The sequence below is a fragment of the uncultured Methylophaga sp. genome (genome assembly GCF_947259025.1).
Taxonomy (GTDB): Bacteria; Pseudomonadota; Gammaproteobacteria; order Nitrosococcales; family Methylophagaceae; genus Methylophaga.
The window spans coordinates 21,420-45,176 of record NZ_CAMYKO010000005.1 but is presented as its reverse complement, the minus strand read 5'-3'; the positions used below and the strand labels follow the sequence as shown (position 1 = coordinate 45,176).

24 protein-coding genes are annotated in these 23,757 nt (G+C 52.4%); 13 read left to right on the top strand and 11 right to left on the bottom strand.

The window, feature by feature from the left end; all coding sequences use genetic code 11:
* The first annotated feature begins 117 nt into the window (after window positions 1-117).
* Entirely contained in the window at window positions 118-2,058 is a 1,941-nt protein-coding gene (locus Q0X64_RS06210) for a TonB-dependent receptor (RefSeq protein WP_297810026.1), read from the top strand.
* Window positions 2,059-2,337: 279 nt separating this feature from the next.
* Window positions 2,338-2,946, top strand: coding sequence for a cob(I)yrinic acid a,c-diamide adenosyltransferase (gene cobO, locus Q0X64_RS06205; protein WP_297810023.1), 609 nt, complete (start codon window positions 2,338-2,340; stop codon window positions 2,944-2,946).
* A gap of 553 nt (window positions 2,947-3,499) precedes the next feature.
* Here the strand turns inward: cobO and clpA are convergent.
* The 7 genes from clpA to Q0X64_RS06170 all read right to left on the bottom strand — a co-directional run bounded on the left by clpA (window position 3,500) and on the right by Q0X64_RS06170 (window position 9,234).
* Entirely contained in the window at window positions 3,500-5,761 is a 2,262-nt protein-coding gene (gene clpA / locus Q0X64_RS06200) for an ATP-dependent Clp protease ATP-binding subunit ClpA (protein ID WP_297810022.1), read from the bottom strand.
* Window positions 5,762-5,791: 30 nt separating this feature from the next.
* Window positions 5,792-6,118 carry an ATP-dependent Clp protease adapter ClpS gene (gene clpS / locus Q0X64_RS06195; RefSeq protein ID WP_297810020.1) on the bottom strand — a complete coding sequence of 109 codons (327 nt, stop codon included), beginning with the start codon at window positions 6,116-6,118 and terminating at the stop codon, window positions 5,792-5,794.
* Between the two features lie 5 nt (window positions 6,119-6,123).
* Window positions 6,124-6,444 carry a Grx4 family monothiol glutaredoxin gene (gene grxD, locus Q0X64_RS06190; RefSeq protein ID WP_297810017.1) on the bottom strand — a complete coding sequence of 107 codons (321 nt, stop codon included), beginning with the start codon at window positions 6,442-6,444 and terminating at the stop codon, window positions 6,124-6,126.
* A 71-nt stretch (window positions 6,445-6,515) separates the two neighbouring features.
* On the bottom strand, window positions 6,516-7,358 hold the full coding sequence (gene serB, locus Q0X64_RS06185; protein WP_297810014.1) for a phosphoserine phosphatase SerB: 843 nt from the start codon (window positions 7,356-7,358) through the stop codon (window positions 6,516-6,518).
* 73 nt (window positions 7,359-7,431) lie between these two features.
* Entirely contained in the window at window positions 7,432-7,971 is a 540-nt protein-coding gene (gene ppa / locus Q0X64_RS06180) for an inorganic diphosphatase (protein ID WP_297810011.1), read from the bottom strand.
* Between the two features lie 272 nt (window positions 7,972-8,243).
* Window positions 8,244-8,414, bottom strand: coding sequence for a rubredoxin (locus Q0X64_RS06175; RefSeq protein WP_297810008.1), 171 nt, complete (start codon window positions 8,412-8,414; stop codon window positions 8,244-8,246).
* A gap of 19 nt (window positions 8,415-8,433) precedes the next feature.
* A complete protein-coding gene (locus Q0X64_RS06170; RefSeq protein ID WP_297810005.1) occupies window positions 8,434-9,234 on the bottom strand; it encodes a sulfite exporter TauE/SafE family protein in 801 nt (266 codons plus the stop codon).
* A gap of 136 nt (window positions 9,235-9,370) precedes the next feature.
* On the opposite strand from Q0X64_RS06170, the gene Q0X64_RS06165 reads away from it, so the two are divergent.
* Both Q0X64_RS06165 and Q0X64_RS06160 read left to right on the top strand, forming a co-directional pair.
* A complete protein-coding gene (locus Q0X64_RS06165) occupies window positions 9,371-11,383 on the top strand; it encodes a sodium-translocating pyrophosphatase (protein ID WP_297810002.1) in 2,013 nt (670 codons plus the stop codon).
* A 51-nt stretch (window positions 11,384-11,434) separates the two neighbouring features.
* Window positions 11,435-12,763 carry an MATE family efflux transporter gene (locus Q0X64_RS06160; protein ID WP_297810000.1) on the top strand — a complete coding sequence of 443 codons (1,329 nt, stop codon included), beginning with the start codon at window positions 11,435-11,437 and terminating at the stop codon, window positions 12,761-12,763.
* Window positions 12,764-12,997: 234 nt separating this feature from the next.
* Here the strand turns inward: Q0X64_RS06160 and Q0X64_RS06155 are convergent, their stop codons facing one another.
* The gene (locus tag Q0X64_RS06155; protein WP_297809998.1) at window positions 12,998-13,825 is read right to left on the bottom strand and encodes an RluA family pseudouridine synthase; all 828 of its coding nucleotides are present in this window, start codon (window positions 13,823-13,825) and stop codon (window positions 12,998-13,000) included.
* 126 nt (window positions 13,826-13,951) lie between these two features.
* On the opposite strand from Q0X64_RS06155, the gene Q0X64_RS06150 reads away from it, so the two are divergent.
* The 7 genes from Q0X64_RS06150 (at window position 13,952) to Q0X64_RS06120 (ending at window position 19,495) form a co-directional block, all read left to right on the top strand.
* The gene (locus Q0X64_RS06150) at window positions 13,952-14,401 is read left to right on the top strand and encodes a DUF4124 domain-containing protein (RefSeq protein WP_297809995.1); all 450 of its coding nucleotides are present in this window, start codon (window positions 13,952-13,954) and stop codon (window positions 14,399-14,401) included.
* A gap of 14 nt (window positions 14,402-14,415) precedes the next feature.
* Window positions 14,416-14,751, top strand: coding sequence for a phenylpyruvate tautomerase MIF-related protein (locus Q0X64_RS06145; protein WP_297809993.1), 336 nt, complete (start codon window positions 14,416-14,418; stop codon window positions 14,749-14,751).
* 78 nt (window positions 14,752-14,829) lie between these two features.
* Window positions 14,830-16,539 carry a proline--tRNA ligase gene (locus Q0X64_RS06140; protein WP_297809990.1) on the top strand — a complete coding sequence of 570 codons (1,710 nt, stop codon included), beginning with the start codon at window positions 14,830-14,832 and terminating at the stop codon, window positions 16,537-16,539.
* Between the two features lie 10 nt (window positions 16,540-16,549).
* On the top strand, window positions 16,550-18,070 hold the full coding sequence (locus Q0X64_RS06135) for a fumarate hydratase (protein WP_297809987.1): 1,521 nt from the start codon (window positions 16,550-16,552) through the stop codon (window positions 18,068-18,070).
* Window positions 18,071-18,088: 18 nt separating this feature from the next.
* A complete protein-coding gene (locus tag Q0X64_RS06130) occupies window positions 18,089-18,559 on the top strand; it encodes a CopD family protein (protein ID WP_297809984.1) in 471 nt (156 codons plus the stop codon).
* Entirely contained in the window at window positions 18,556-19,227 is a 672-nt protein-coding gene (locus Q0X64_RS06125; RefSeq protein ID WP_297809981.1) for a lytic transglycosylase domain-containing protein, read from the top strand. The genes Q0X64_RS06130 and Q0X64_RS06125 overlap by 4 nt, the downstream gene beginning before the upstream one ends.
* A complete protein-coding gene (locus Q0X64_RS06120) occupies window positions 19,217-19,495 on the top strand; it encodes a hypothetical protein (RefSeq protein WP_297809978.1) in 279 nt (92 codons plus the stop codon). The genes Q0X64_RS06125 and Q0X64_RS06120 overlap by 11 nt, the downstream gene beginning before the upstream one ends.
* Here the strand turns inward: Q0X64_RS06120 and Q0X64_RS06115 are convergent.
* Window positions 19,487-19,942: a retropepsin-like aspartic protease gene (locus Q0X64_RS06115; protein WP_297809976.1), complete on the bottom strand. Its 456-nt coding sequence runs from the start codon at window positions 19,940-19,942 to the stop codon at window positions 19,487-19,489. The genes Q0X64_RS06120 and Q0X64_RS06115 overlap by 9 nt on opposite strands.
* Window positions 19,943-20,130: 188 nt before the next feature.
* Between Q0X64_RS06115 and Q0X64_RS06110 the strand changes: the two genes are divergently transcribed.
* Together Q0X64_RS06110 and Q0X64_RS06105 are read left to right on the top strand one after the other, a co-directional pair.
* On the top strand, window positions 20,131-20,919 hold the full coding sequence (locus Q0X64_RS06110) for an NAD(P)H-binding protein (protein WP_366517507.1): 789 nt from the start codon (window positions 20,131-20,133) through the stop codon (window positions 20,917-20,919).
* Window positions 20,912-21,382: a YchJ family protein gene (locus Q0X64_RS06105; RefSeq protein WP_297809973.1), complete on the top strand. Its 471-nt coding sequence runs from the start codon at window positions 20,912-20,914 to the stop codon at window positions 21,380-21,382. The genes Q0X64_RS06110 and Q0X64_RS06105 overlap by 8 nt, the downstream gene beginning before the upstream one ends.
* A 9-nt stretch (window positions 21,383-21,391) precedes the next feature.
* Here the strand turns inward: Q0X64_RS06105 and Q0X64_RS06100 are convergent, their stop codons facing one another.
* Both Q0X64_RS06100 and panD read right to left on the bottom strand, forming a co-directional pair.
* Window positions 21,392-23,107, bottom strand: coding sequence for a lysophospholipid acyltransferase family protein (locus Q0X64_RS06100; protein ID WP_297809970.1), 1,716 nt, complete (start codon window positions 23,105-23,107; stop codon window positions 21,392-21,394).
* A 252-nt stretch (window positions 23,108-23,359) separates the two neighbouring features.
* On the bottom strand, window positions 23,360-23,740 hold the full coding sequence (gene panD / locus Q0X64_RS06095) for an aspartate 1-decarboxylase (RefSeq protein WP_297809967.1): 381 nt from the start codon (window positions 23,738-23,740) through the stop codon (window positions 23,360-23,362).
* Window positions 23,741-23,757 lie beyond the last annotated feature (17 nt).

Here is a 23,757-nt window from a genome sequence, read left to right as displayed (position 1 = left end):
CGTCGCGGTGGGCGGCTCGGCGAATCAGTATCGGCTCTGCCGAGCTCTCGTCACGCCTGCAGCGAATAGGACTTACCAGCAGTATCGGGTGGATGCTGCCAATCACAGGCGTTTATCATGTTATCCAAGAAAACTCTCCTCTCGCAGGTTATCGGGGCTACTTTATTGACCGGGTTGTCAATCAACTCTCACGCGGCCGGTACCGACCTCGACAAAATCGTTGTGACGGCAACGCGCACTCCGACAGCCGTGAAAAATACCGGCAGCAGTGTTTCTGTTATTACCCGTGAAGAAATCGAACTCAAACAACTTCACAGTCTGGCAGACGCATTAAAAGGTGTATCAGGTATCCGCGTTGCGGAAACCGGTGGCCGCGGCTCACAAACTTCGGTTTTTGCCAGAGGCAGCAATTCCAATCACACACTGGTCATGGTCGATGGCATCGAAATCAATGACCCCAGTAATCCCACTGGCACGTTTGATTTCGGCAACTTCCTGCTGGACGACGTAGAGTCAATCGAAATCGTCAGAGGTGCACAAAGCGTGCTTTACGGCGCAGATGCCATTGGTGCTGTCATTCATATCCGCACCAAAGCTGGTGAAGGCCCTTTGAAAGCACGTGCCAAGCTCGCTGCCGGCAACAAGTCCACGCACCATGAAACATTCTCTGTTTCCGGTTCCAAGGATAGCTTCAACTACTCACTCACCGGCGGGCTTTATGAGTCTGATAATGACAGTGCTCCCAACAAGGATCGCATGCCATCAGGCATCGCCCGCGATGACGATGGTTATCAGAATAAAGTGGTCTCAACTCGACTTGGCTGGCAGGGTGAAAACCTGCAGACTTCCATTTTCGGCCGGCATATAGAATCGGAAACCGATATTGATGGATTCCTCTCGGAAGACTTTGATGCCTATAACACTAGTCGCCAGACCTATATAGGGGCTGAACTCAAAGGCCAGTTTTTTGATGATCTCTGGCAACCCACGCTGACGTTCACTCACACCGACATTGAACGCAAAAACCGTAATGACAGGCAAACGCCATTTCAGACATTGAACCGCACTGATTATGATGGAAAAAAAGAAAAGCTAAGTCTTCAGAACGATCTCTACTTCATCGAAAACAACATCATCACTGTCGGTTATGAATTTGAAGAGGAAGAGATTGAAGCGGATGGCTTTACTGATTTTGGAGGAGGCTTCATTCAGAACCAGATGACAGATGAGTCTCGCCAGAATCGTGCTGTTTACATTCAGGATCAAATTACCCTCACAGAAAAACTGTCAGCGACTTTGGGTGTTCGTCACGATAATACTGATGACTTTGACTCTGAAACCACCTACCGTGTGGCAACACGATATGAGTTAACGTCATCGACACAAATTCGTGCTGCATACAGCGAAGGCTTTCGTGCACCCTCACTCTACGAAATGTATGGATTCACCCCTAACAGTTTTCTGAGCGCCTACTACGGTAATCCCGATCTGGATCCCGAAATCAGTGAAAACTGGGAGTTGGGTCTCGATCAAAGCTGGTTGCAAGGTAAGGTACAGACAAGTGCCACGTTGTTCAAAAACGATATTGATGACCTTATTACCACTGTGTACCTGCCCAGTTTTGACAGCACCAGCGTGAATGTTGACGAGGCCGAAATCCACGGCCTTGAAGCTGATATGAGTGTAGAACTGACCAAGCAACTGGATGTGCATATCAACTACACCTACACTCGGAGCCAGAACGAAGATGATCAGCAGTTACTGCGTCGTCCGGTACATCAGGCCAACCTTGATCTGGTTTATCAACCGGCGACGGACTGGCGTTTCACCGGTAGCCTGCATCATATCGGGAGCCGCAAGGATGTCGACGCTGTAGGTGACAGAGTACGCATGGGCAGTTATGCAGTAGTCAACGTCAGCGCTGACTACAAAGTCAATGACAATGCACGTGTTTTTGCTCGCGTGGAAAACCTCACAGACCGTCACTACGAGCCTGTGTGGGGTTACCAGGGAACGGGCATTAGCGGACTTCTGGGCATTGAATTACAACATCAATAACCCTGACAAGGGCGGCCATGCCGCCCTTTTTTCTATCCATCGATAACCGTGAATACGGTGAGAGATTTTTAGCTGAAAAGCCTGAAGACTCGGCTAGCCCCCATCATCATCGCCACTCTCGCAAAAGTCTGTTTAACACAGTCTTGTGCTGTAGAGAATAATGGACAGCAGGCAGGTATGCCCGAATAGTGCCAGGATGCTGATAGACTGATGCCTTTTTCAATGAATTAGCTTGTTAATTCATTAACTGAGATGATTAACAATTTACGTGGAAGAACGATGAGCGAGACCGAACACTCACATCACCATAAACAGGCCATGCAAGAACAGAAAACCCTGGTCGATGAAAAGATCAAACAAGCCGATCAGAAAAAAGGCCTGTTACTAGTTATAACCGGCAACGGCAAAGGCAAAAGTTCGTCCGGCTTTGGCATGGTAGCCCGAGCATTGGGTCATAAAATGAAGGTCGGCGTGGTGCAATTCATCAAAGGCGCTTTCAGTACCGGCGAGGAAAAGTTCTTCCGCCGCTTTCCCGATGAGGTTGACTATCATGTGGTCGGCGACGGTTTTACCTGGGAAACACAGAACCTGGAACAGGATATCGCCTCGGCAGAAAAAGGCTGGGCTATCTGTAAAGTCATGCTGGCTAACCCCGAACTCGATATTGTATTGCTGGATGAACTTAATATCGTGCTGGCCATGCAATACCTCAACACCGAAACAGTGCTCAACGATATCGCCGCCAGACCGCCAATGCAGCATGTCATAATCACTGGCCGTGATGCGCCTGAGGCGGTGATTAAAGCCGCTGATACCGTCAGCCGGGTCGATGATGTCAAGCATGCCTTCCGTGCCGGATTCAAGGCGCAGAAAGGCATTGAGCTATAACATCGAACCACAGAGGCACAGAGAACCAATGATTATTGGCATGTATCAAACTGACTCTGATCACTGTCATTGATGATGAAGTTTTATAGCTCAACCTCATCAACACTACATGAGGCTCTGTGCTCTCTGTGCCTCTGTGGTTAATATCTAATCCGCGTCATCAGCGGAGAGCCTCAAAAGACGCTGAAATCTCAGTTATGTGGCCCGGATTTTGCTCTGTCATATGACTGTAAAGTTACTCACATTTTCTGTGGATAAGTCTGTGATTAAGTCAGTGGTTTGTCGCTAACTGCCTGTCAGGTCTGATATCTCCTCTAAATGGTTAAAAATTAACCATCAAATAATAGCTATATTTTTCAATAACTTATCTTAGTCATATGAAAAATCAATCACTTGCGACGCCTAGTTAAAATCCCTGACAGGAAGAAGTTCCCGAGGTGAATAACTTTTTCTGTATCCGCAAAAAAAGAAAAGCTAAGCCAGACACAAAAAAGCCCGATAGTGATCACTACCGGGCTCATTGTTGTTAAGCAAAATACGCTTGATGCGTTACTCAGGGATCGACAGACTCCGCGGCATTTTCCATCTCAAGATGCAGTTCATCATCCTGTAAGGTGACACGGACATGACCGCCTCGCTGGCTGAGTTTGCCAAACAGCAGCTCATCAGCCAGAGGTCGCTTGATTTTCTCCTGCACCAGGCGCGACATCGGTCTTGCCCCCATCAACAAGTCATAGCCGTGATCGGCCAGCCACTGACGCGCAGCATTGTCAATTTCGATGGTGACGTTTTTATCCTGCAACAGCATTTCCAGTTCGAGCACCGCTTTGTCGGCCACCCGCAGAATGGCGTCTTTATCCAGCGGTTTGAAGTGGATAATACCGTCCAGACGGTTACGGAATTCCGGCGTAAACGTGCGCTTGACTGCTTCGCTGCCATCAGTCTGATGTTCCTGCTTGGTAAAGCCGATGGAGGTTTTGCTCATTTCGGCCGCACCTGCATTACTGGTCATCACCAGAACCACATGACGGAAATCGGCTTTGCGACCATTGTTGTCGGTCAAGGTACCGTGGTCCATCACCTGCAACAACAGATTGAACACATCCGGATGCGCTTTTTCGATCTCATCCAGCAGCAATACGGCATGCGGCTGTTTGATAATGGCATCGGTCAACAGCCCGCCCTGGTCGAAACCGACATAGCCCGGCGGTGCACCAATCAGACGCGATACGGTGTGGCTTTCCATATACTCCGACATATCGAAGCGGATCAGCTCCACACCCATGTTGTGGGCCAGTTGGCGGGTCACTTCAGTTTTACCGACACCGGTTGGACCGGCAAACAGGAACGCACCAATCGGTTTTTCCGGATGCCCCAGACCGGAACGGCCCATCTTGATGGCCGAACTCAATGCCGAAATCGCTTCATCCTGACCGAAGATAACCCGTTTGAGGTTCTGTTCCAGTTTGCGCAGGTTGTCCTTGTCGGCATTGCTGACAGTCTTGGCCGGAATACGGGCAATCTTGGCGACTATCGCCTGCACGTCATTCACACCAATCAGTTTTTTGCGTTTGGACTTGGGCGCAATCCGCTGGGCAGCGCCGACCTCATCCAGCACGTCGATCGCCTTATCGGGCAGATAACGGTCATTGATATGACGATGGGCCAGTTCTGCAGCCTGCTCAATCGCCGCCTGTGAATAGCGCACGTTGTGGTGTTCTTCCAGGCCGGGTTTCAGGCCTTTAAGAATCTCTACGGTTTCGCTGACAGTAGGTTCGGGCACATCGATTTTCTGGAAACGACGTGCCAGCGCGCGATCATGTTCAAAAATACCGCGGTATTCCTGGTAGGTCGTAGAACCGATACATTTCAGTTCACCACTGGCCAGCAATGGCTTGAGCAGATTGGCCGCATCCATGGTCGAGTTGCCGGCACTACCGGCACCGATCATGGTATGGATTTCGTCGATAAACAAAATCGCCTGCGGCTGTTTTTTCAGTTCTCGTAACAGGGCTTTGAGGCGTTTTTCAAAGTCACCGCGATACTTGGTACCGGCGACTAAAGCGCCCATATCCAGGGAGTAAATCACGGTTTCTTCCAAAACCTCAGGCACATCACCTTGTACGATGCGGCGCGCCAGCCCTTCTGCCAATGCGGTTTTACCCACACCAGCCTCGCCCACAAACAGCGGGTTATTCTTACGGCGGCGGCACAGCACCTGTAGCGTGCGCTCCAGCTCCATGCTGCGGCCAATCAGTGGATCAATGCGGCCTTTTTTGGCCGAAGCATTAAGGTTCTCAGCATAGAGGGTCAGAGGATTTTTACTGTCCTCAGCCGATTCTTCTGCATCCACCCGCGGCTCGTCTTCAGACTCTTCCACGACTTCATCGATCTCGCCGTGACTGATGGCATTGACCACATCCAGCCGGGTCACATCCTGCTTTTGTAGCAGATAGACGGCTTGAGACTGTTGTTCAGAGAAAATAGAAACCAGCACGTTGGCGCCGGTCACTTCGGTGCCGCCCGAAGACTGCACATGCATCACCGCACGTTGCAGAATGCGCTGAAAAGCCAGTGTAGGCTGGGTTTCGCGCTCGCTGTCTTCCGGCAACGTCGGCAGGTTGTCAGCAAGAAAGTCACTCAATTCCTGGCGCAGCACCGATATATCGACGTTACAGGCCTTAAGTACAGCCAGCGCCTGGCCGTTTTCCAGCAAGGCCAGCAGCAGGTGTTCTACGGTCAGGAACTCGTGCGAGCGCTGGCGCGCGTAGTTGAATGCCTGACTGAGGGTCTGTTCGAGTTCTTTACTTAACATCTTGCGTTCCACCTGTTGGATCGAACCGGGTCATTCCTCTTCCATCGTACACTGCAATGGATGGCCGTGGCGTTGAGAATAGCTGTTGACCTGTTCGACTTTCGCTTCAGCTATCTCATAAGTAAAAATACCACACAAGGCACTGCCTTCGGTGTGAACTTGCAGCATGGTGCGTGTGGCACGTTCACGCCCCATACCGAATAAGGCTTCCAGAACCTCAACCACAAAATCCATCGGCGTATAGTCGTCATTGAGCATGATCACCCGGTACTTGGGTGGTCGCTTCAAATCAGGCTTGGCCGGTGCGACTGCGTAATCGTTATCGCCGTGCCAGTCGTGATCGTGATCGTCACTCATGCGTTTTATTGACTCGCTGTGGCTTCATCAATCATTTTTTTCAATTCGCCGTTTTCGTACATCTCCATGATGATGTCGCAGCCACCGACCAGCTCTTTGTTGATGTAAAGCTGAGGGAATGTCGGCCAGTCAGCGTAACGGTAAAGATTTTCACGCACTTCCGGCTCTGCCAGAACGTTGACATAGGCAAACTCGGCACCACAGGCTGCAACAGCCTGAGAAGCACGGCTGGAAAAGCCACATTGTGGAAATTCCGGACTGCCTTTCATAAACAGGATGACTGCATTGCTTTCAATCGCCTGCGAAATCCGCTCCATAACGTCCATTAAAATATCCTCGTAGTTTGGAAAAAATCAGTATCTAGAATGGGGACGATGGTCTCAATTTCAAGCTTAGGCTAGTTATAATTGAGCTGCAACAAGCCTAATACGCCGTCGAGACCATTGTGGTTAATCGCTGTATCAGCCTGCTGCTGAACCTTGGGTTTGGCGTGATAAGCCACGCTCAGGCCGGCCGGTTCCATCATCAGTAAATCATTGGCGCCATCGCCAAGCGCCAGCGTCTGTGCCGGGCTGATATCAAGCTGCTCACAACAGCGGTGTAAAAATGTTGCTTTGGCTTCTGCGCCGCACACTTCGCCGTCTACTTCGCCGGTCAGTTTGCCGTCTTTTTCAGCAAGCACATTGGCCTGAGTGAAATCCAGACCCAGCCTTTGCTTAAGTCTGTCGGTGAAGAAAGTAAAACCACCCGATACCAGCGCCAGGCTGATCCCCTGCTTTTTCAGTGTTTCCACCATGATCTCAGCACCGGGATTGAGTTGTAAACGTTCCTCATAAACACGCTCCAACACCGTCACATCTAATCCTTTTAACAATGACACGCGCTGTCTGAGTGAAGTTTCGAAATCAATCTCGCCCTGCATTGCGGCTTCAGTAATCTCGGCAACCTGCGGTTTGATGTTCATAAAATCGGCGATTTCATCAATGCATTCGATGCTGATCAGGGTCGAATCCATATCGGTGACCAGCAGTTTTGCCGCGCTGCTGTCAAAGCCATCCGGCAGACAGTTAATATCAAAGTCATGTTTGCGGCGCAGCGCATCCATCGCATCGCGGTTAATCTCTGCCTGGTCGATGAGGGCAAACTTGCCACGCCAGTCCAGCTCGCCGCCAAAGTCCCTAGCAAGCGTTTCAGCCTGTTTTTGTTCCAGTGTGACGCCCTGCAGGATAAGTTGTGTCATGTTGAAGTCGCTTTATAAAAAAATCGGCGAGACTGAACACTCAGCTCGCCGATGATTTGCTGGCAGTTCTGCTTTAGAACTGGGGTTTGACCGGTGCTGCTTTGAAACGCTCAACACTGGCAACAATCTCTTGTTCGGCATCTGCCTTGCTGACCCAGCCTTCGATTTTGACCCATTTGTTCTTTTCCAGGTCTTTGTAGTGCTCGAAAAAGTGAGCCAGTTGATCCAGCAACATGGGTGAGACGTCTTCAATATCTTTGACATCGTCGTACATTTTATCGTGTGGCACGGCGATGACTTTGGCATCTTCGCCCGATTCATCGGTCATTTTCAGCATGCCCACCGGGCGACAGGCCACTACAGAACCACTGATAAGTGCATAAGGACTGACCACCAGCACGTCAACCGGGTCACCGTCATCAGAGAGGGTGTGCGGGATGTAGCCGTAGTTGGTGGGATAGAACATCGCCGTGTTCATAAAACGATCCACAAACAGGGCACCGGTATCCTTATCGACTTCGTACTTCACCGGATCGGAATGTGAAGGGATTTCGATGATGACATTAACGTCTTGTGGCAGATTACTGCCCGAACCAACACGGTCGAGGTTCATAGTGTTCTGAGCTCCAGTTTAAGAATGAGTAAATCCACGAATTATAAAAGAAAAGCCCGGCGGATTAAACTCACAAACACGGTGCTCACGTCTTGTTTGCCATGATCAAGCTGATTTGACTGAGTGAAAGTCAATTCAAATTGTCTCTGCTAGCTGCACTGGCGAGGGTAACAATATCCGAGTCTGCTCGGCAGCACTGAACTGGATTGCCCCGGCCTATGGCCTCGCAATGACGAGACAGCTATTTAGTAGCTTGAATGTTAGGGTGACATTCACTCTTCCAGCGGAATCATATCAAAGTCTTCTTTAACTGCGCCGCAGTCGGGGCATTCCCAGTCATCGGGAATATCCTCCCAGGCCGTGCCCGGTGCAATGCCCTCTTCCGGCAAGCCCTCGGCCTCGTCATAGACAAAACCACATACTGTGCATATCCACTTTTTCATGCCGCCTCCTCGCGTTAAATTAACGGCTCAGCAGAGTCAGCCCCACTAGCAGCAGGACCAGTGAAAACAACCGGCTTAGTTTGCGATGCGACAATTGCCGGGCCAGTCTGGCACCCAGCGGCGCCATAAAAACACTGGTCGCAATCACACCAAGAAAGGCCTGCCAGTGAACAAAGCCGGTCAGCCAGTCACCTTCAACCTGGTGAACCTGGCTGCCCATCCAGATAAAGCCTATCACGCCACTGGCGGCAATGGGAAAGCCACAGGCTGCGGCGGTCCCCACTGCTTTTTGTATCTCTTGGCCAGCCATCACCAGGTAAGGCACCACCAGCGTGCCGCCGCCAATGCCCACCATGGCAGAAACAACACCGGTCAGCAGACCATAAAAACTCATCAAAGGTTTGCCCAGCAACCTGACTGACAGAGCGCTGGGGGGCGGCATCCACATCCTCACTGCCATCAGCAAGGCAAACACGGCAAAGATCGACTGTAACCACTGACTGGAAAGGTTGGCAGCAATCACTGCGCCGATCAGGCTACCCAGGACCAGACCGGGTGCCAGCTTCGCCACCAGCCGCCACTGAGTCGTGCCGTAACGGTGATGAGCACGCATCGATGACAGTGACGTCACGCAGATAGTCATCAGCGAGGTGCCGATGGCAACATGTATCGCAATCTCCGCTGACATGCCCTGCCAGCTGAACACTGTGACCAGAATCGGCACGATAATCAGACCACCGCCAATACCAAACAGTCCGGCCGTCAATCCGGCCACGATCCCGGCCAGGGCGAAACTGAGCCACTCCAGCATCAAATCCATTTCTCCTGTTACAAAAACCGCCTCAGACCGCGACTTTACTTAGAATTACGATACAGGTATAAGAAACGAAGCACCAAAAAAAGACAAGGAGCAACACCCGCAAAACTTTTCTAACGACAATAACGAGGTAGGACTTATGACGGCACTCAGCACCGTCCCAGCGATTTTGGGACTCTTCGGACTTCTCTGCGCTTTTCTGGTCTATAAAAAGGTCAGGTCTCACTCACCGGGGACCGGTAATGTCGTGGATATCGGCGATCAAATACATCTGGGCGCCATGGTCTTTATGCGGGCTGAGTACAGCCGCCTCGGTATTTTCTGCTTGATCTGCATTATCGGATTGGGGCTATCTGATTTGGGCTGGCACACCGCGCTGGCCTTTTTTGTGGGTGCGATTAGCTCTGCCTCGGCCGGTTTTATCGGCATGTATACGGCCACTCAGGCCAATGTTCGCACTGCCGTTGCCGCACGCGACAGTGGTGCACCCGAAGCTTTGACCGTAGCTTTCTTCGGCGGCTCAATCATGGGGCTGACGGTCGCCGCGATGGGCCTTTTAGGCCTGGGCACGCTCTATCTTCTTTACGGCAGTGATCCACACACCGCTCACACCATTCACGGCTTTGGTATGGGTGCTTCATCTGTTGCTCTGTTCTCCCGTGTCGGCGGTGGTATTTTTACCAAATCGGCCGATGTCGGTGCTGATCTGGTGGGCAAAGTCGAAGCCGGTATTCCCGAAGATGACCCGCGTAACCCGGGCGTGATTGCCGATAACGTGGGTGACAATGTCGGCGATGTTGCCGGTATGGGCTCGGATATTTTTGAATCCTACTGCGGGGCGATGATTGCCAGTATCGCCATCGCCTCAACCATGAGCGCAGTGGCGGTCAGTCAACTGGCCGACAGTCAGTCAACATTGATGTTCATGCCGCTGGCACTGGCATCTGTCGGTCTGCTCTGCTCTGTTGCCGGTATTATTGCGGTCAAGGTCTTTTCTGCAAAAAGCGCGGAAGTGGCATTACGTATCGGCACCATGGGCGCCTCGCTGCTGTTTATCATCGTCTCCTGGTTGTTGATTACCAGTCTGGGCGGTCTGACAGCGCTGTGGGTTGCCGTACTCTCAGGTGCCATTGGCGGTATTGTGATCGGTCTCAGCACTGAGTATTACACCGGCGGTTCACCGGTTCGCAAACTGGCTGGCAGCGGTGAAACCGGCCCAGCCACCGTCATGATTGGCGGCCTGGCACTAGGCATGCAGTCGGTGGCTATTCCGGTGCTGACCATTGCCGCCATTATTTTCACTTCAAGCTTCTTTGCCGGCCTCTACGGAGTCGGTATCGCTGCTGTCGGTATGCTGGCCACAGTCGGCATTACCATGGCCATCGATGCCTATGGTCCGGTAGCGGATAATGCCGGGGGTATCGCTGAGATGGCAGAAATGGGCGAAGACACCCGCAATATTACCGACTCGCTGGATGAACTGGGCAACACCACAGCTGCTATTGGTAAAGGCTTTGCTATCGGCGCAGCTGCGCTAGCGGCATTAGCCATTATCAGCGCTTATATCGAAACCATCACCCAGGGCGACCCCAGCTTTGCCCTGCTGATTAATAATCCGCTGGTGTTGATGGGCATGTTCCTGGGCGGTATTTTCCCGTTCCTGGTCAGTGCGCTGACCATGACCGCAGTCGGTGATGCCGCTTTTGATATGATTCGTGAAATCCGTCGCCAGTTCAAAGAGATTCCGGGCCTGCTGGAAGGTAAAGCCAAACCGGATACTGCCCGCTGCGTCGATATCGCGACCAAAGCCGCTCTACAGAAGATGATCCTACCCGGTACGCTGGCTGTGCTGGCACCGATTGTGGTCGGTTTCGGCCTGGGCCCGGAAGCACTGGGCGGCATGCTCGGCGGTGCGCTTATCTGCTGCGTGATGATGGCACTGATGATGGCCAATGCCGGCGGTGCCTGGGATAATGCGAAAAAGCATGTGGAAAAAGGCCATCACGGCGGCAAGGGGTCAGATATTCATAAAGCCGCTGTTGTCGGCGATACCGTGGGTGATCCACTCAAGGATACCTCGGGTCCGTCGATGAACATCCTGATCAATGTCATGGCGATTGTCAGCCTGGTTATCGCCCCGCTGTTGATCTGAAAATAAAAACGCATTACTGAACGAGGCCACCTGCGGGTGGCCTTGTTGTTTATGGATAAAACATTGCACAGCACAAACACCATTACGCATCAAAAAATCTGGGCCATTGCCGGCCCGATGATTCTCGCTAATCTCTCTACACCCTTACTGGGCATGGTTGATACGGCGGTGGTCGGCCATCTTGACTCGCCAATCTATCTGGGCGCCGTCGCCCTGGGCAGCATGCTGTTTAGCTTTCTGTTCTGGGGCTTTGGCTTTTTGCGGATGGTAACGACGGGGCTCACCTCACAGGCCAGCAGTGGTGACGATGACAGCCAAACCCGTGATGTGCTGGTGCAGTCGGGTCTGCTGGCTATCATCATCGCCGTGCTATTACTGGCCTTGCAGGCGCCGATAGGCTGGCTGGCCTTCAGGATTATCGACGGCAGCCCTGAAGTGCTTGCCGAAGCCGGGATGTATTATCAGATCCGCATCTGGAGCGCGCCGGCCACCCTGCTTAACTACGCGATATTAGGCTGGTTGATTGGTATGGCGGCCTCGCGATCTGCGCTGGCCGTAGTGCTGGTGATTAACCTCTGCAATATCAGCTTTGACCTGTTGCTGGTGAATGGTTTTGGCATGAAAGCCGATGGCGTCGCATTGGCTTCGGTGATTGCAGAGTATTGCGGCCTGGTGTTTGCGCTGGCTTTACTGCAACAGCGGCGTCTCAATTTAACTCAGATCCGCTTGCGGGATGAACTGCGGTTGATGATTGAAAACCGGCACAGTCTTAACCTGCATGGCAACTTTATGATCAGGACTCTGTGCCTGATTTTCAGCTTTGCTTTTTTCACCAATCAGGGGGCTCAGGCCGGCGATGTGACACTGGCGGCCAATATGGTGCTGCTCAACTTTATTACTTTTATGGCCCATGTGCTGGATGGCTTTGCCAATTCCACCGAAGTCATGAGTGGCCGGGCAATTGGCCGGCGAGATGCGACCATGCTCAAACGCAGCCTGCAGTTAAACGGCATCTGGTCATGGCTGGCAGCTTGCCTGTTCAGCCTGGTCTACTGGCTTTTCGGTTCTGAGATTATTGCTTTGCTGACCAGCATTGAGAGCGTTGCCACGACGGCAGAAAGCTATCGCTACTGGGTGGTGCTGGCTCCGGTACTGGCAGTCTGGTCTTATCTGTTTGACGGCTTATTTGTAGGCGCAACACTGGGCCGGGAAATGCGCAATACCATGCTGTTTTCAACCTTTATCTGCTTTCTGCCGGGCTGGTATTTGTTACAAGGTTGGGAAAATCACGGTTTATGGGCCGCACTGATGATACTGCTGACCGCTCGGGGCTTGAGCCAGAGTACTTATCTGCCAGGTATTATCCGGCGCTTGCAGTGAGCGAGACCGCTCAGATGGTCCTGCCGGAATCCCATCCGGACTTTGTATTTTTACGGCGTTCGTCACCAGATCGGCGGTCATCTTTATCCGGTTCAAACCGAATCATGTCCCGGCGGTCATGACCTTCACGCCGCTGCTCCCTGCGCCGCTCCTTTCCATTCCATACCTGTCTGTTTTGCTCAGAGTCGTAGTCACGTGTCATCGTCGACGCTCCGCTGCTGACCTAGTTTCAAATTACTCCCGCAGTGTCAGGTTTGTCAATTCAGCACCGCGAAGATCAAAAGCCTGCTCCAGGTCATTGAATGGACAGGTAAAAGCCAGGTAATAAGCTGTGAGCTGTAAGTCTTGTTTGGTCTTGACCTCGCCGTAGAGCCGATCTCCGATAACCGGATAGCCCAGTGCGGCGACATGACGCCGGATTTGATGTTTACGGCCAGTGTCGATTTTGACATCAAGCAGAGTCTGGTTATTAACAGCGTCATAACGCAATCGACTGAAATAACTGCAGGCGTGTCTGCCGTCCAGAGTCTGCGCCACTTTTATCGGCTTTTCAGCCGTGGCCCGGTCCGGGAATTCGCCCGCCACCCAGATGCGGTAGCGTTTGTCGATGTGACGGGTCTGAAACAAGGATGAGAGCTTAGCTGCCGCCTGCTTTTCATGAGCGACAATAATCAGGCCATTAGCCGCCCTATCCAGCCGATGAACCACAAAAGCATTGCGCTCGGGCCTGAGGTGTTGCTCAGCCCAGCGGGTCACGGTGCAGTGGTCGCCCCATTTCGAGCCTTGTGAGAACATGCCGCAGGGTTTGTTCCAGATACTGTAATGGCCTTTGTCTGCTACCAACTCGACCTCGGCCGGCACCTGATTGAGCACCTTTTCATCGTAATACATATGCAGTGTCTGGCCCGGCCCCAGTTCACGGCTGGCCCGGCGGAGACGCTGCGTTCTTTTACCGGTGGTCAGCCACACCGCGCCCTGTCGCATCACAACTTTAATACGCTGCCGGGATAGACCGGTTTGCTCTGCCAGAAGCGCCACGGCGGTATGACCGCTCTCAGTCACAGGAAGATGCGTTTCAAAACGTGCTGAACTATAAGACATTTGATGATTGAGCGCTTTGGCGTAGAATTTAGAAGCCTGCCAATAATAGCAGGCCCAATTATCAAACAGGTGGGGAATATGGTTTTAATGGATTACAGACAGCTTTGCCTGGCTATACTGGCGATGAGCCTGAGTTTCAGCGTCCATGCCCAAATCTACACCTGGGTCGACGAAAATGGTCAGACGCATTACTCCCAACAGCCCCCAGCATCCGGTGAAGCTGAAACGATAGATGTGCCGTTGCCTCCACCCATCGATCAGGAGCAGGCCCAACAGGAAGTGGATGAACTGATCGAACAGCAACAAGCCAGTGAGACGGCCGCCGAAGAAGCACAGCAGGAACAGCAAAGTGAGGCCGAAAGACAGGCTGCCATCGAGCAGAACTGTGCCACCGCCCAGAGCAACCTGCAGCTTTATCAGGACAACCCGGGACGACGTTTTCTGGATGAAGAAGGCAATGCCTACCGTCTCAGTGAAGAAGAACGCCAGCAGAAAATCGAAGAGGCTCAGCAACAGATTGAAGAATTCTGCCCGTAACTCAGGAGAAGACAATGCCTTATCTTAATGTAGTAACCAATCAGGACGTGAAAGACGAACCGGCTTTTCTTAAAGCCGCCAGTGAAACTGTAGCCAAGGCGACTGGCAAACCTGAAACTTATGTGATGGTGGCGCTGGAACAGAAAGCCGGCATGCTGTTCGGCGGTAGTGATGCGCCCACCGCTATTCTGGACATTCGCTCTCTGGGCCTGCCCAGTGACCGCAAAGCCTTTTCCGACGCTTTATGCACCATGATTAACCAGCAGCTGGGCATCGACGGGAGTCGTATTTATATCAGTATGACTGACTCGGAACGCCATAACTGGGGCTGGGACCACAGTACTTTCTAGAAAAATTAACAGAATCAATCCGTGGCACTACCGGCCTGCCGGTGGTGTCCTTTTGTAACACAGGAACAATAACCACACATGCGCGCCTCAAACCTGCTCATTTCCACCCTCAAAGAAACCCCGGCTGATGCGGAAATCATCAGTCATCAACTGATGCTGCGGGCCGGACTTATCCGTCGACTGGCATCCGGCCTCTATACCTGGCTGCCGATGGGGCTGAAAATTCTCAGGAAAACCGAAGCGATTATCCGTGAGGAAATGAACAACAGTGGCGCACAGGAAGTGTTAATGCCGGCAGTGCAACCCGCTGAACTGTGGCAGGAAAGTGAACGCTGGGACAAATATGGCCCGGAACTGCTGCGGATGACCGACCGCCACGAGCGCGATTTCTGCTATGGCCCGACGCATGAAGAAGTCATTACCGATCTGGTCCGCCAGGAAATCCGCAGTTACAAGCAACTGCCGGTTAATTTCTACCAGATCCAGACCAAATTCCGTGATGAAATCCGTCCCCGTTTCGGCCTGATGCGTGCCCGCGAGTTCCTGATGAAAGATGCCTATTCTTTCCATTTGGATCACGCCTCGCTGCAGCAGACCTATGACGACATGTATGCCGCCTACTCACGGATCTTCAGCCGAATCGGCCTCGATTTTCGCGCGGTGCAGGCTGACACCGGCAGCATCGGCGGTAATGCCTCGCATGAATTCCATGTCTTGGCCAGCTCCGGTGAAGATGCCATTGCCTTCAGCAGTGATAGCGACTATGCCGCCAATGTCGAACTGGCTGAAGCCGTCGCTCCCCCTAGTGAGCGACCACAAGCCAGCGAATCAATGGCAACCGTTGATACGCCAAAACAACACACGATTGATGAAGTCAGCGCTTTTCTGAACAAGCCCGCTGCACAATGTCTGAAAACCCTGCTGGTTGAAGGCAGTGATGAAGGTAGCATCGTGGCGCTGGTATTACGTGGCGATCATGACCTGAACGAAATCAAGGTGGAAAAACATCCCCTGGTGGCCTCACCGCTGACCTTTGCCACGCCAGAGCAGGTCAAGGAAAACTGTGGCGCCAATATCGGCTCTGTCGGCCCGGTGGGGCTGGATATTCCGGTGCTGGTAGATCACGCTGCCGCCAGAACTGCTGATTTTGTCTGCGGTGCCAATGAAGATGAAAAACACCTGACCGGCGTCAACTGGGGCCGCGATCTGCCGGAACCGGAAACGGCCGATTTGCGTAATGTGGTGGCCGGCGACCCCAGCCCGGATGGTAAGGGCACCTTGGATATCGCCCGTGGTATCGAGGTCGGTCATATCTTCCAGCTGGGTGAAAATTACTCCAGCAAGATGAACGCCGTGGTACTGACCGAGTCAGGCAAATCACAGGTGATGACCATGGGCTGTTATGGCATCGGGGTATCGCGCGTTGTCGCTGCTGCCATTGAACAAAACCATGATGATCGCGGCATTATCTGGCCGGAAGCGATTGCGCCGTTCCAGGTCGCGCTGGTACCGGTGAACGCCCACAAGTCAGCACGAGTCAAAGAAAAAGCAGAAGAAATTTATCAGCAATTGCTGGCTGCAGGCGTTGATGTGCTGCTTGATGATCGCGGATTGCGTCCCGGTGTCGCCTTCGCCGATATGGAACTGGTGGGTATTCCCCACCGCCTGATTCTGGGTGAACGCGGCCTGGATAATGGCGTGGTGGAATACAAGAACCGTCGCACTGGCGATGGCGACGATCTGCCTCTGGATGAGGTTATCAGCGCTTTGCAGGCCAAGCTGGGATAAAGGTGCTTTAATGACTCGCATCAAACAACAGGATCTGATTGACAGCGTCGCTGACGCATTGCAGTTCATCGCCTGTTATCACCCCCGCGATTTTATCCAGGCTATGAGCCAGGCCTATGAGCGTGAGCAGTCACCGTCAGCGCGTGATGCCATCGCCCAGATCTTGGTCAACTCGCGCATGTGCGCTGAAAACAACCGTCCCATCTGTCAGGATACCGGCATCGTCAATATCTTTATCAAGGTCGGCATGCAGGTGCAGTGGGATGCCGAGCTGGGTCTGGAAGAGATGGTCAATGAAGGCGTACGCCGCGCTTACCTGCACCCGGATAATGTGCTGCGGGCATCCGTGGTCTCCGATCCGCTGGGCAGCCGTCAGAACACCAAAGACAATACCCCGGCGGTGATTCACACCGAAATCGTGCCCGGTGACAAGGTGGAAGTGCTGCTTGCTGCCAAGGGTGGTGGCAGCGAGAACAAGGCCAAGTTCACCATACTCAACCCCAGTGACAGCCTGGTGGATTGGGTGCTGGAGACCGTGCCTAAAATGGGCGCGGGTTGGTGTCCACCAGGCATGTTGGGTATTGGTGTTGGCGGCACGGCTGAAAAAGCCATGCTGATGGCCAAAGAATCGCTGATGCATCCTATTGATATTCAAGACTTGATTGACCGCGGCCCTGAAACCGCAGCCGAAAAATTGCGGGTCGAACTCTACAACAAGGTCAACAAGCTGGGAATTGGTGCTCAGGGACTGGGCGGTCTGACCACAGTGCTGGATGTCAAAGTCAGTGACTTTCCCACCCACGCCGCTTCCCTGCCAGTGGCGATGATCCCCAACTGTGCTGCCACCCGTCATATTAACTTCACACTGGATGGCAGCGGCCCGGCCCAGTTCGAGCCACCCGCCGCTGACGACTGGCCCGACATTACCTGGGAAGCAGCAGAAAATACCCGTCATGTGAATCTGGATACGGTGACCCAGGCCGATATCGAACAGTGGCAGCCAGGGGAAACTCTGCTGCTGTCCGGCCATCTGTTGACCGGTCGTGATGCCGCGCACAAGAAGATTGCCGATCTGCTGGCCAGTGGGCAACCATTGCCTGACGGACTGGATTTCCATAACCGCTTTATCTACTACGTGGGCCCAGTGGATCCGGTCAAAGATGAAGTGGTGGGCCCGGCCGGTCCTACTACCGCCACACGCATGGATAAATTCACCGACATGATGCTGAGCCAGACCGGTCTGCTGGGCATGATCGGCAAGGCAGAACGCGGTAAAGCGACCGTAGAGAGCATTAAAAACCACCGCTCGATCTATCTTATAGCCATTGGCGGTGCCGCTTACCTGGTGTCCAAAGCGATCAAGTCATCACGCATGGTGGCCTTTGAAGAACTGGGTATGGAGGCGGTACGCGAATTCTATGTTGAAAACATGCCCGTCACCGTGGCCGTCGATAGCCAGGGTGACTCGGTCCATGAATCCGGCCCCCGCGAATGGCGTATCAAGCTGGAAGGGCTTACAATCGACTCTTAAATTGTAAGGAGACAAGCGATGGGCATTCTGATTCCGCTGCACCTGCTGGCCGCTGTGATCTGGGTCGGCGGCATGTTTTTCGCCTATATGGTACTGAGGCCCACTGCCGCCAGTCTGTTGCCGCCGGAGCAGCGTCTGCCACTGTGGAGTGAGGTTTTCAGGCTGTTTTTTGTCTGGATCTGGTGCGCTATCATTACTCTGCTGGTCACCGGCTTCTGGATGATTCACCTGCTGGGCGGCATGGGCGGTGTTGATGGGGTCGGCGTGCATGTGCACATCATGCTGCTGACCGGCATTTTCATGATGCTGATTTTCATGCATGTGTTTTTCAACCCGTTCAAAAAGCTCAAATGGGCGGTCGCGGAGCATGACTGGATCACCGGCCGTAATAATCTGACCCAGATCCGCAAGCTGGTGTTACTGAACCTGATTCTGGGCCTGCTGACCATTATCATCGGCGCATCAGGACGATACTGGCCGGTGGCATGAGGCAATCGCTGACGCGCTTTCTCCTGTTTTTATGTTTAGCCCCGGCGGCTCAGGCTGACGCTATCAAGCGTATCGAGAAAGCCGACGGCAGCATCGAGTTCAGCAATAACACCACTTCACCGGGTAAGGTCACGGTCATTTATAAATCCCAGACCGGTGAAGGCTTTGTGTTTTCCGATAAAAAACCCCGGCACGGCAGCTTTGAAACCCTCGAATACAGTTGCTTTGCCTGTAACCCCGACTCCAGGATCAACTGGCATACCATCAGTCTCAATACCGCCTCCTACGCCAGTGAGGTGAAACGCTTTGCCAGTCAATATCAGGTCGATCCTGCACTGGTGAGAGCGGTGATTCATGCCGAATCCGCTTTCAATGCCAAAGCGACATCCCGCGTTGGCGCCCAGGGACTGATGCAGTTAATGCCGGGCACTGCCAGTGATCTGGGCGTGAAAAACGCTTATGATGTTAAACAGAACATTGAAGGCGGTGTGAAATACCTGGCTGCGCTACTCAAACAGTTTGAGGGTGATATCAAACTGGCCACAGCGGCTTATAATGCCGGGCCGGGTGCAGTGAAAAAATATAATGGCATACCGCCCTACGCCGAAACTGAAGTCTATGTTGAGCGGGTCGGCATCCTCCACCAGCGGTATCGCCATGAAAGTTAAAACCACCAAAAAACTGTTAGCAGAACATGAGCAACTGACTCATTCCACCATGCAGAAAGTCAGCTCTCATGTGCAACGCCAGGATGGCGACTGGATTCTGAACACGGTCATGATTGAGGGTCAGGAAGTGCCCTTTAAATACAAGCGCCGTCGTAAGTACAAGTCGCTCAAGGGCGCGCGTGTGGATATGGTTTATTATCCGGACAAGGAAGTGATTGCCCGCATGGATTTTCCCTATATGAAGGTGATCAAGATCGCCCTATCCTGATCCCGGCACCCGCAGAGTCAGGGTGCCATCACGCTGGTTCATATCCAGGTGTTTCATAAAGCTCATGCCCAGCAATACCATTTCATCAGGCATATGCGGATTAATACTGGCAGTAATGTTGTTGAGGGTAATGCCGCCCAGTTGCACTGAGGCCAGCTCAGTCTGATAAACCGGAATTACACCGTTCGCCGTTGACACCATGCTTTGCCGGCCCTTTTTCAGTCCGGCGGCGCTGGCGATGCTCTCTGGCACACTCACATGAGTGGCACCGGTATCCAGCAGGAAATTAACCGGATGACCGTTAATCAGGCCCGGCGCCAGATAATGGCCGGCACGGTTACGTTCCAGCACCACTTCGCCGCGGGCGCTGTCGCTCGATAACAGGGCATGGTTGGGGTTATCGCGTTGCTGGATAAAGCCGTTGAAAAATAATGTCAGCGATCCCATCAGCAGCAGCCAGAATAAAATCGTTATGCATTTTCCTGAAAAAATCTTGGGTAATTCGGGGGCACTCATAATGGTTTTATTCTATCGTCAATTGCGCTTTAAGACAGCATTAAACACGCGATGACTCAGGGGCTATCTATTTAGACTGTATGCGTTAGAATGGCGCCGTTTGAAAAGGAAGGTGTGTTATCAAGAGGATCAGTATTTTAGGCAGTGGCTGGCTGGGCAAAGCGCTGGCTTCCACCCTGACACAAGCAGGCAATCAGCTGAAACTGTCGACCCGCAGCCCGGATAAACTGGCGCTGCTGCGAGAGTCGGGTTTTGACAGCTACCTTGTTGATATTGATAAACATCAGCCCATCGATGGCGCATTCCTTGACGCCGATACCCTTATTATCAATATCACCAGTAAGAATAAGGAAGGCTTTGCCAGACTGATTCGGGACATCGAAAACAGCTCTTTGCAGCAAGTGTTATTTGTCAGTTCCAGCTCCGTCTACCAGAACCTTAACCGTGAAGTCAGCGAGGATGAAGGCGCAGAAAACCCCGACAGTCCCCTGTTTGAGATTGAGCAGTTATTTCGCCAGTGCCCTGCGTTTCAGACAACGGTGGTGCGCTTCAGTGGCCTGGTAGGACCAGGGCGTCATCCGGGCCGTTTTTTCCGTGGTGGTAAAACCATTAAACAAGTTGATGCCCCGATTAATCTGATCCACTTTGATGACTGTATCGGCATTATCATGGCCATCATCGAGCAGGATTGCTGGGGTGAGGTGTTCAACGGCTGCAGCGACAGCCATCCCCCCAAACGCGAATTTTATCGCTATGCCAGCGAACTGGCGGGCACAGATTTCCCGGCGCTTGCCGATCCTGCCCCGCCTGCGTATAAGATCGTCACTAACAAAAAAGTAAAACAACGGTTGGGATATCAGTTTCAGCATCCCGATCTGATGCAACTGGCTCAGGAGCACTATGAGTGAATCATCTCTATGTCCGTGCAATAGCGAGCTGCTTTATACCGAATGCTGTCAGCCGCTGCACCAACAAAAGCGTCATGCAGACAATGCCGAAAACCTGATGCGTTCGCGTTTCAGCGCTTTCAAACTGGGGCTGGTCGATTATCTGCTGGACACGCTCCACCCTTCCAAGCGTCATCATGGTGAGCGTGAGGCACTGCAGGAGTCAGTATCCAGTACGCAGTGGCTGGGACTCAAAATTATCGATCACAAGCAGGCCAATAATCTGGCCGAGGTTGAGTTTGTGGCGTTTTACCAGGATGACCCGGTGGGTCAGTTACATGAACGTTCCCGCTTTACACGCGAAGCCGGACGCTGGTTCTATCATGACGGGCTGTTTCTGCCGCCGGTTAAGCTGGGGCGCAATGATCCCTGCTTCTGCGGCAGTGGTAAAAAATACAAAAACTGCCATGGCCGCGACAGATAGCGTCAGCTCTTAATCACCGAGATAGCGTTTACGCTTAGCTGCTTTGAGTTGTTGTAAGTCGATCATCACCAGTCCGTCTATACAATGACCGAAGTCTGCATCAACATTAAAGTCGAGGAAACGGGCTCCGCCTCTTTCGCAGATATCGGCGTACTGCTTATAGAGCGTAGGTACAGTGACATTCATATGCATCAGTTGCTCACGCATCAGGGTAAAGTCTTCATCAGCATCTTCACCGCTTAAAGTCTGCCAGACCCGATCCTGCATGCTGTCATCCAGTAAGTATGGTACGCGGGCATTGGCCAGCCTGTCCTGGTCGCCGAAATAATGGCGGTAGTAGCTGACAATCAGCCCCTTGGCAAAGTCCGGATAACTGTTGGTCAGACTGACCGGGCCGAACAGATAGCGTATTTCAGGATAGCGTTTGAGATAGGCACCAATGCCATACCAGAGATAATCCAGGCTGCGCCGCCCCCAGTACCTGGGGCTGACAAAACTTCGTCCCAGTTCAATGCCCTGATCAAAATAGCGCTGCATCTTGATCCGGTCATAATCAAACAGCTCTTCACTATAAATTCCACGACTACCCAGTTGTGCCTGGATGCGGGAGACTTCGCCCAGACGGTAGGCACCGGCAATTTCCAGTTCCTGCTCATCCCATAAAATCAGGTGGCGGTAATCACGATCATAGCGATCCAGATCGCGTTTCTTGCCAGTCCCCTCGCCCACCTGACGAAAGGTGAGTTCACGCAGGCGGCCAATTTCGTGCATGACTGCGGAGTCCGGCTGGTAATCAAACAGGTAGATTTTTTTATTATCCGCGGTTTCACCCAGCAGTTCCGCCTGCTGCAACTCACGTTTGATAATGCGGCGTTCCTGCGGGTGCGCAATGGTCTGTTCAGTCTTGAACAAGGGCTTTTTACCCTTGGCCATACGGTAGAGATGGCGACGCAGCAGCTTGGCTTTTTCCGCCTTGACCAGCGGCAGATCATTAATCTGCTGATAGGGTATCGCCTCGCCCACGCGCATGGTGATGTTCTTAGAGGTCTTGTTGAACATTTCATGGGCCAGCATCATGCCCGACAGCGGCTTGTAAACCATGGAAGCGCTGTAAAATAAGGACGAATTTCGGGCGCCGACATAAATCGGCAGGATTGGCGCATTGGACTTTTTGGCAAAGTTCAGAAAACCGCTGTTCCATTTACCGTCACGAATGCCATTAGGCCGAAAGCGCGAGACTTCACCGGCCGGGAATACAATCACGGCTTCATCATTATTCAAGCTGTCGACGATGCGCGAGATACTGCTTTTTCGGGTGGATTTGGACAAGTTATCCACCGGCAGAAACAGTGACTCCAGCGCCTGGCAGTTCATCAGCATATCGTTGGCGACAATTCTGACATCACGACGGACTTCGCCCACCAGCTTGAGTAATGACAGACCATCAAGTGCACCCAGTGGATGATTGGCGACAATCACCACGCGGCCCGTGGCCGGGATATTACTGCGATCACGATGGCTGATGCTGTAGCTGAAATTGAAATAATCCAGCACCTGGTCGATAAAATCAAAGCCGTGCAAGTCCTGATGCTGTTCCAGAAACAGATTGACTTCCTGCTCATGGGTGATTCTGCGGAGAAAGCCTAACGTCGGCTTTTTAATCCAGGGACGGGTATGTTGGAAACGGGGAAATTTCTGCTGAACTGCCTGTTCAATATTGAGCATCTTTTATCTCTAAACTTGCCTGACTTCGGCAAGCATAGAGTGATGCTGTGACAGCTTGATGAGGATTTGATGACGGTTTGATGACGGCGTGACTTTCATCGCTGACAATCACGCAGGCTTCTCCTGCCAGTCACTGAACTGCCACATTGATGTGAAGCTATCGCCAGTGTGACGATATTAAAACGAAAAAAGCGACTGAAATACAGTCGCTTTTATCATCACAAGTTCGGTGAACAAACTCAGTTAGCTCAATCAGGCAGCCTGTACCGGAATTGAGTGACGCATATGAGTGATGTCGTTGTTCTCGTCGAGATAAACCAAAGTCGGTTTATGCTGCTCGACTTCCTTGGCATCCATGCTGACATAAGCACAGATAATAATGCGATCACCCGGTGAGGCTTTGTGTGCGGCGGCGCCGTTGACTGAGATGATATTGGAGCCATCTTCAGCGCGGATAGCGTAAGTGGTAAAACGCTCGCCATTGGCGACGTTGTAAATCTGGATTTGCTCGTATTCGTGAATACCTGCAGCTTCCAGCAATTTACCGTCAATCGCGCAGGAACCCTCGTATTCCAGCTCGGAATGGGTCACACAGGCACGATGTAATTTTGCTTTTAACAGTGTCAGTTGCATAGCGGACAAATCTTGTA

What these genes read in the sequence shown, in the direction of transcription:
- Q0X64_RS06210 (WP_297810026.1), top strand. Translation starts at nt 118, where the DNA reads ATGTTATCCAAGAAAACTCTCCTCTCGCAGGTTATCGGGGCTACTTTA.
- cobO (WP_297810023.1), top strand. Translation starts at nt 2,338, where the DNA reads ATGAGCGAGACCGAACACTCACATCACCATAAACAGGCCATGCAAGAA.
- clpA (WP_297810022.1), bottom strand. Translation starts at nt 5,761, where the DNA reads ATGTTAAGTAAAGAACTCGAACAGACCCTCAGTCAGGCATTCAACTAC.
- clpS (WP_297810020.1), bottom strand. Translation starts at nt 6,118, where the DNA reads ATGAGTGACGATCACGATCACGACTGGCACGGCGATAACGATTACGCA.
- grxD (WP_297810017.1), bottom strand. Translation starts at nt 6,444, where the DNA reads ATGGACGTTATGGAGCGGATTTCGCAGGCGATTGAAAGCAATGCAGTC.
- serB (WP_297810014.1), bottom strand. Translation starts at nt 7,358, where the DNA reads ATGACACAACTTATCCTGCAGGGCGTCACACTGGAACAAAAACAGGCT.
- ppa (WP_297810011.1), bottom strand. Translation starts at nt 7,971, where the DNA reads ATGAACCTCGACCGTGTTGGTTCGGGCAGTAATCTGCCACAAGACGTT.
- Q0X64_RS06175 (WP_297810008.1), bottom strand. Translation starts at nt 8,414, where the DNA reads ATGAAAAAGTGGATATGCACAGTATGTGGTTTTGTCTATGACGAGGCC.
- Q0X64_RS06170 (WP_297810005.1), bottom strand. Translation starts at nt 9,234, where the DNA reads ATGGATTTGATGCTGGAGTGGCTCAGTTTCGCCCTGGCCGGGATCGTG.
- Q0X64_RS06165 (WP_297810002.1), top strand. Translation starts at nt 9,371, where the DNA reads ATGACGGCACTCAGCACCGTCCCAGCGATTTTGGGACTCTTCGGACTT.
- Q0X64_RS06160 (WP_297810000.1), top strand. Translation starts at nt 11,435, where the DNA reads ATGGATAAAACATTGCACAGCACAAACACCATTACGCATCAAAAAATC.
- Q0X64_RS06150 (WP_297809995.1), top strand. Translation starts at nt 13,952, where the DNA reads ATGGATTACAGACAGCTTTGCCTGGCTATACTGGCGATGAGCCTGAGT.
- Q0X64_RS06145 (WP_297809993.1), top strand. Translation starts at nt 14,416, where the DNA reads ATGCCTTATCTTAATGTAGTAACCAATCAGGACGTGAAAGACGAACCG.
- Q0X64_RS06140 (WP_297809990.1), top strand. Translation starts at nt 14,830, where the DNA reads ATGCGCGCCTCAAACCTGCTCATTTCCACCCTCAAAGAAACCCCGGCT.
- Q0X64_RS06135 (WP_297809987.1), top strand. Translation starts at nt 16,550, where the DNA reads ATGACTCGCATCAAACAACAGGATCTGATTGACAGCGTCGCTGACGCA.
- Q0X64_RS06130 (WP_297809984.1), top strand. Translation starts at nt 18,089, where the DNA reads ATGGGCATTCTGATTCCGCTGCACCTGCTGGCCGCTGTGATCTGGGTC.
- Q0X64_RS06125 (WP_297809981.1), top strand. Translation starts at nt 18,556, where the DNA reads ATGAGGCAATCGCTGACGCGCTTTCTCCTGTTTTTATGTTTAGCCCCG.
- Q0X64_RS06120 (WP_297809978.1), top strand. Translation starts at nt 19,217, where the DNA reads ATGAAAGTTAAAACCACCAAAAAACTGTTAGCAGAACATGAGCAACTG.
- Q0X64_RS06115 (WP_297809976.1), bottom strand. Translation starts at nt 19,942, where the DNA reads ATGGGATCGCTGACATTATTTTTCAACGGCTTTATCCAGCAACGCGAT.
- Q0X64_RS06105 (WP_297809973.1), top strand. Translation starts at nt 20,912, where the DNA reads ATGAGTGAATCATCTCTATGTCCGTGCAATAGCGAGCTGCTTTATACC.
- Q0X64_RS06100 (WP_297809970.1), bottom strand. Translation starts at nt 23,107, where the DNA reads ATGCTCAATATTGAACAGGCAGTTCAGCAGAAATTTCCCCGTTTCCAA.
- panD (WP_297809967.1), bottom strand. Translation starts at nt 23,740, where the DNA reads ATGCAACTGACACTGTTAAAAGCAAAATTACATCGTGCCTGTGTGACC.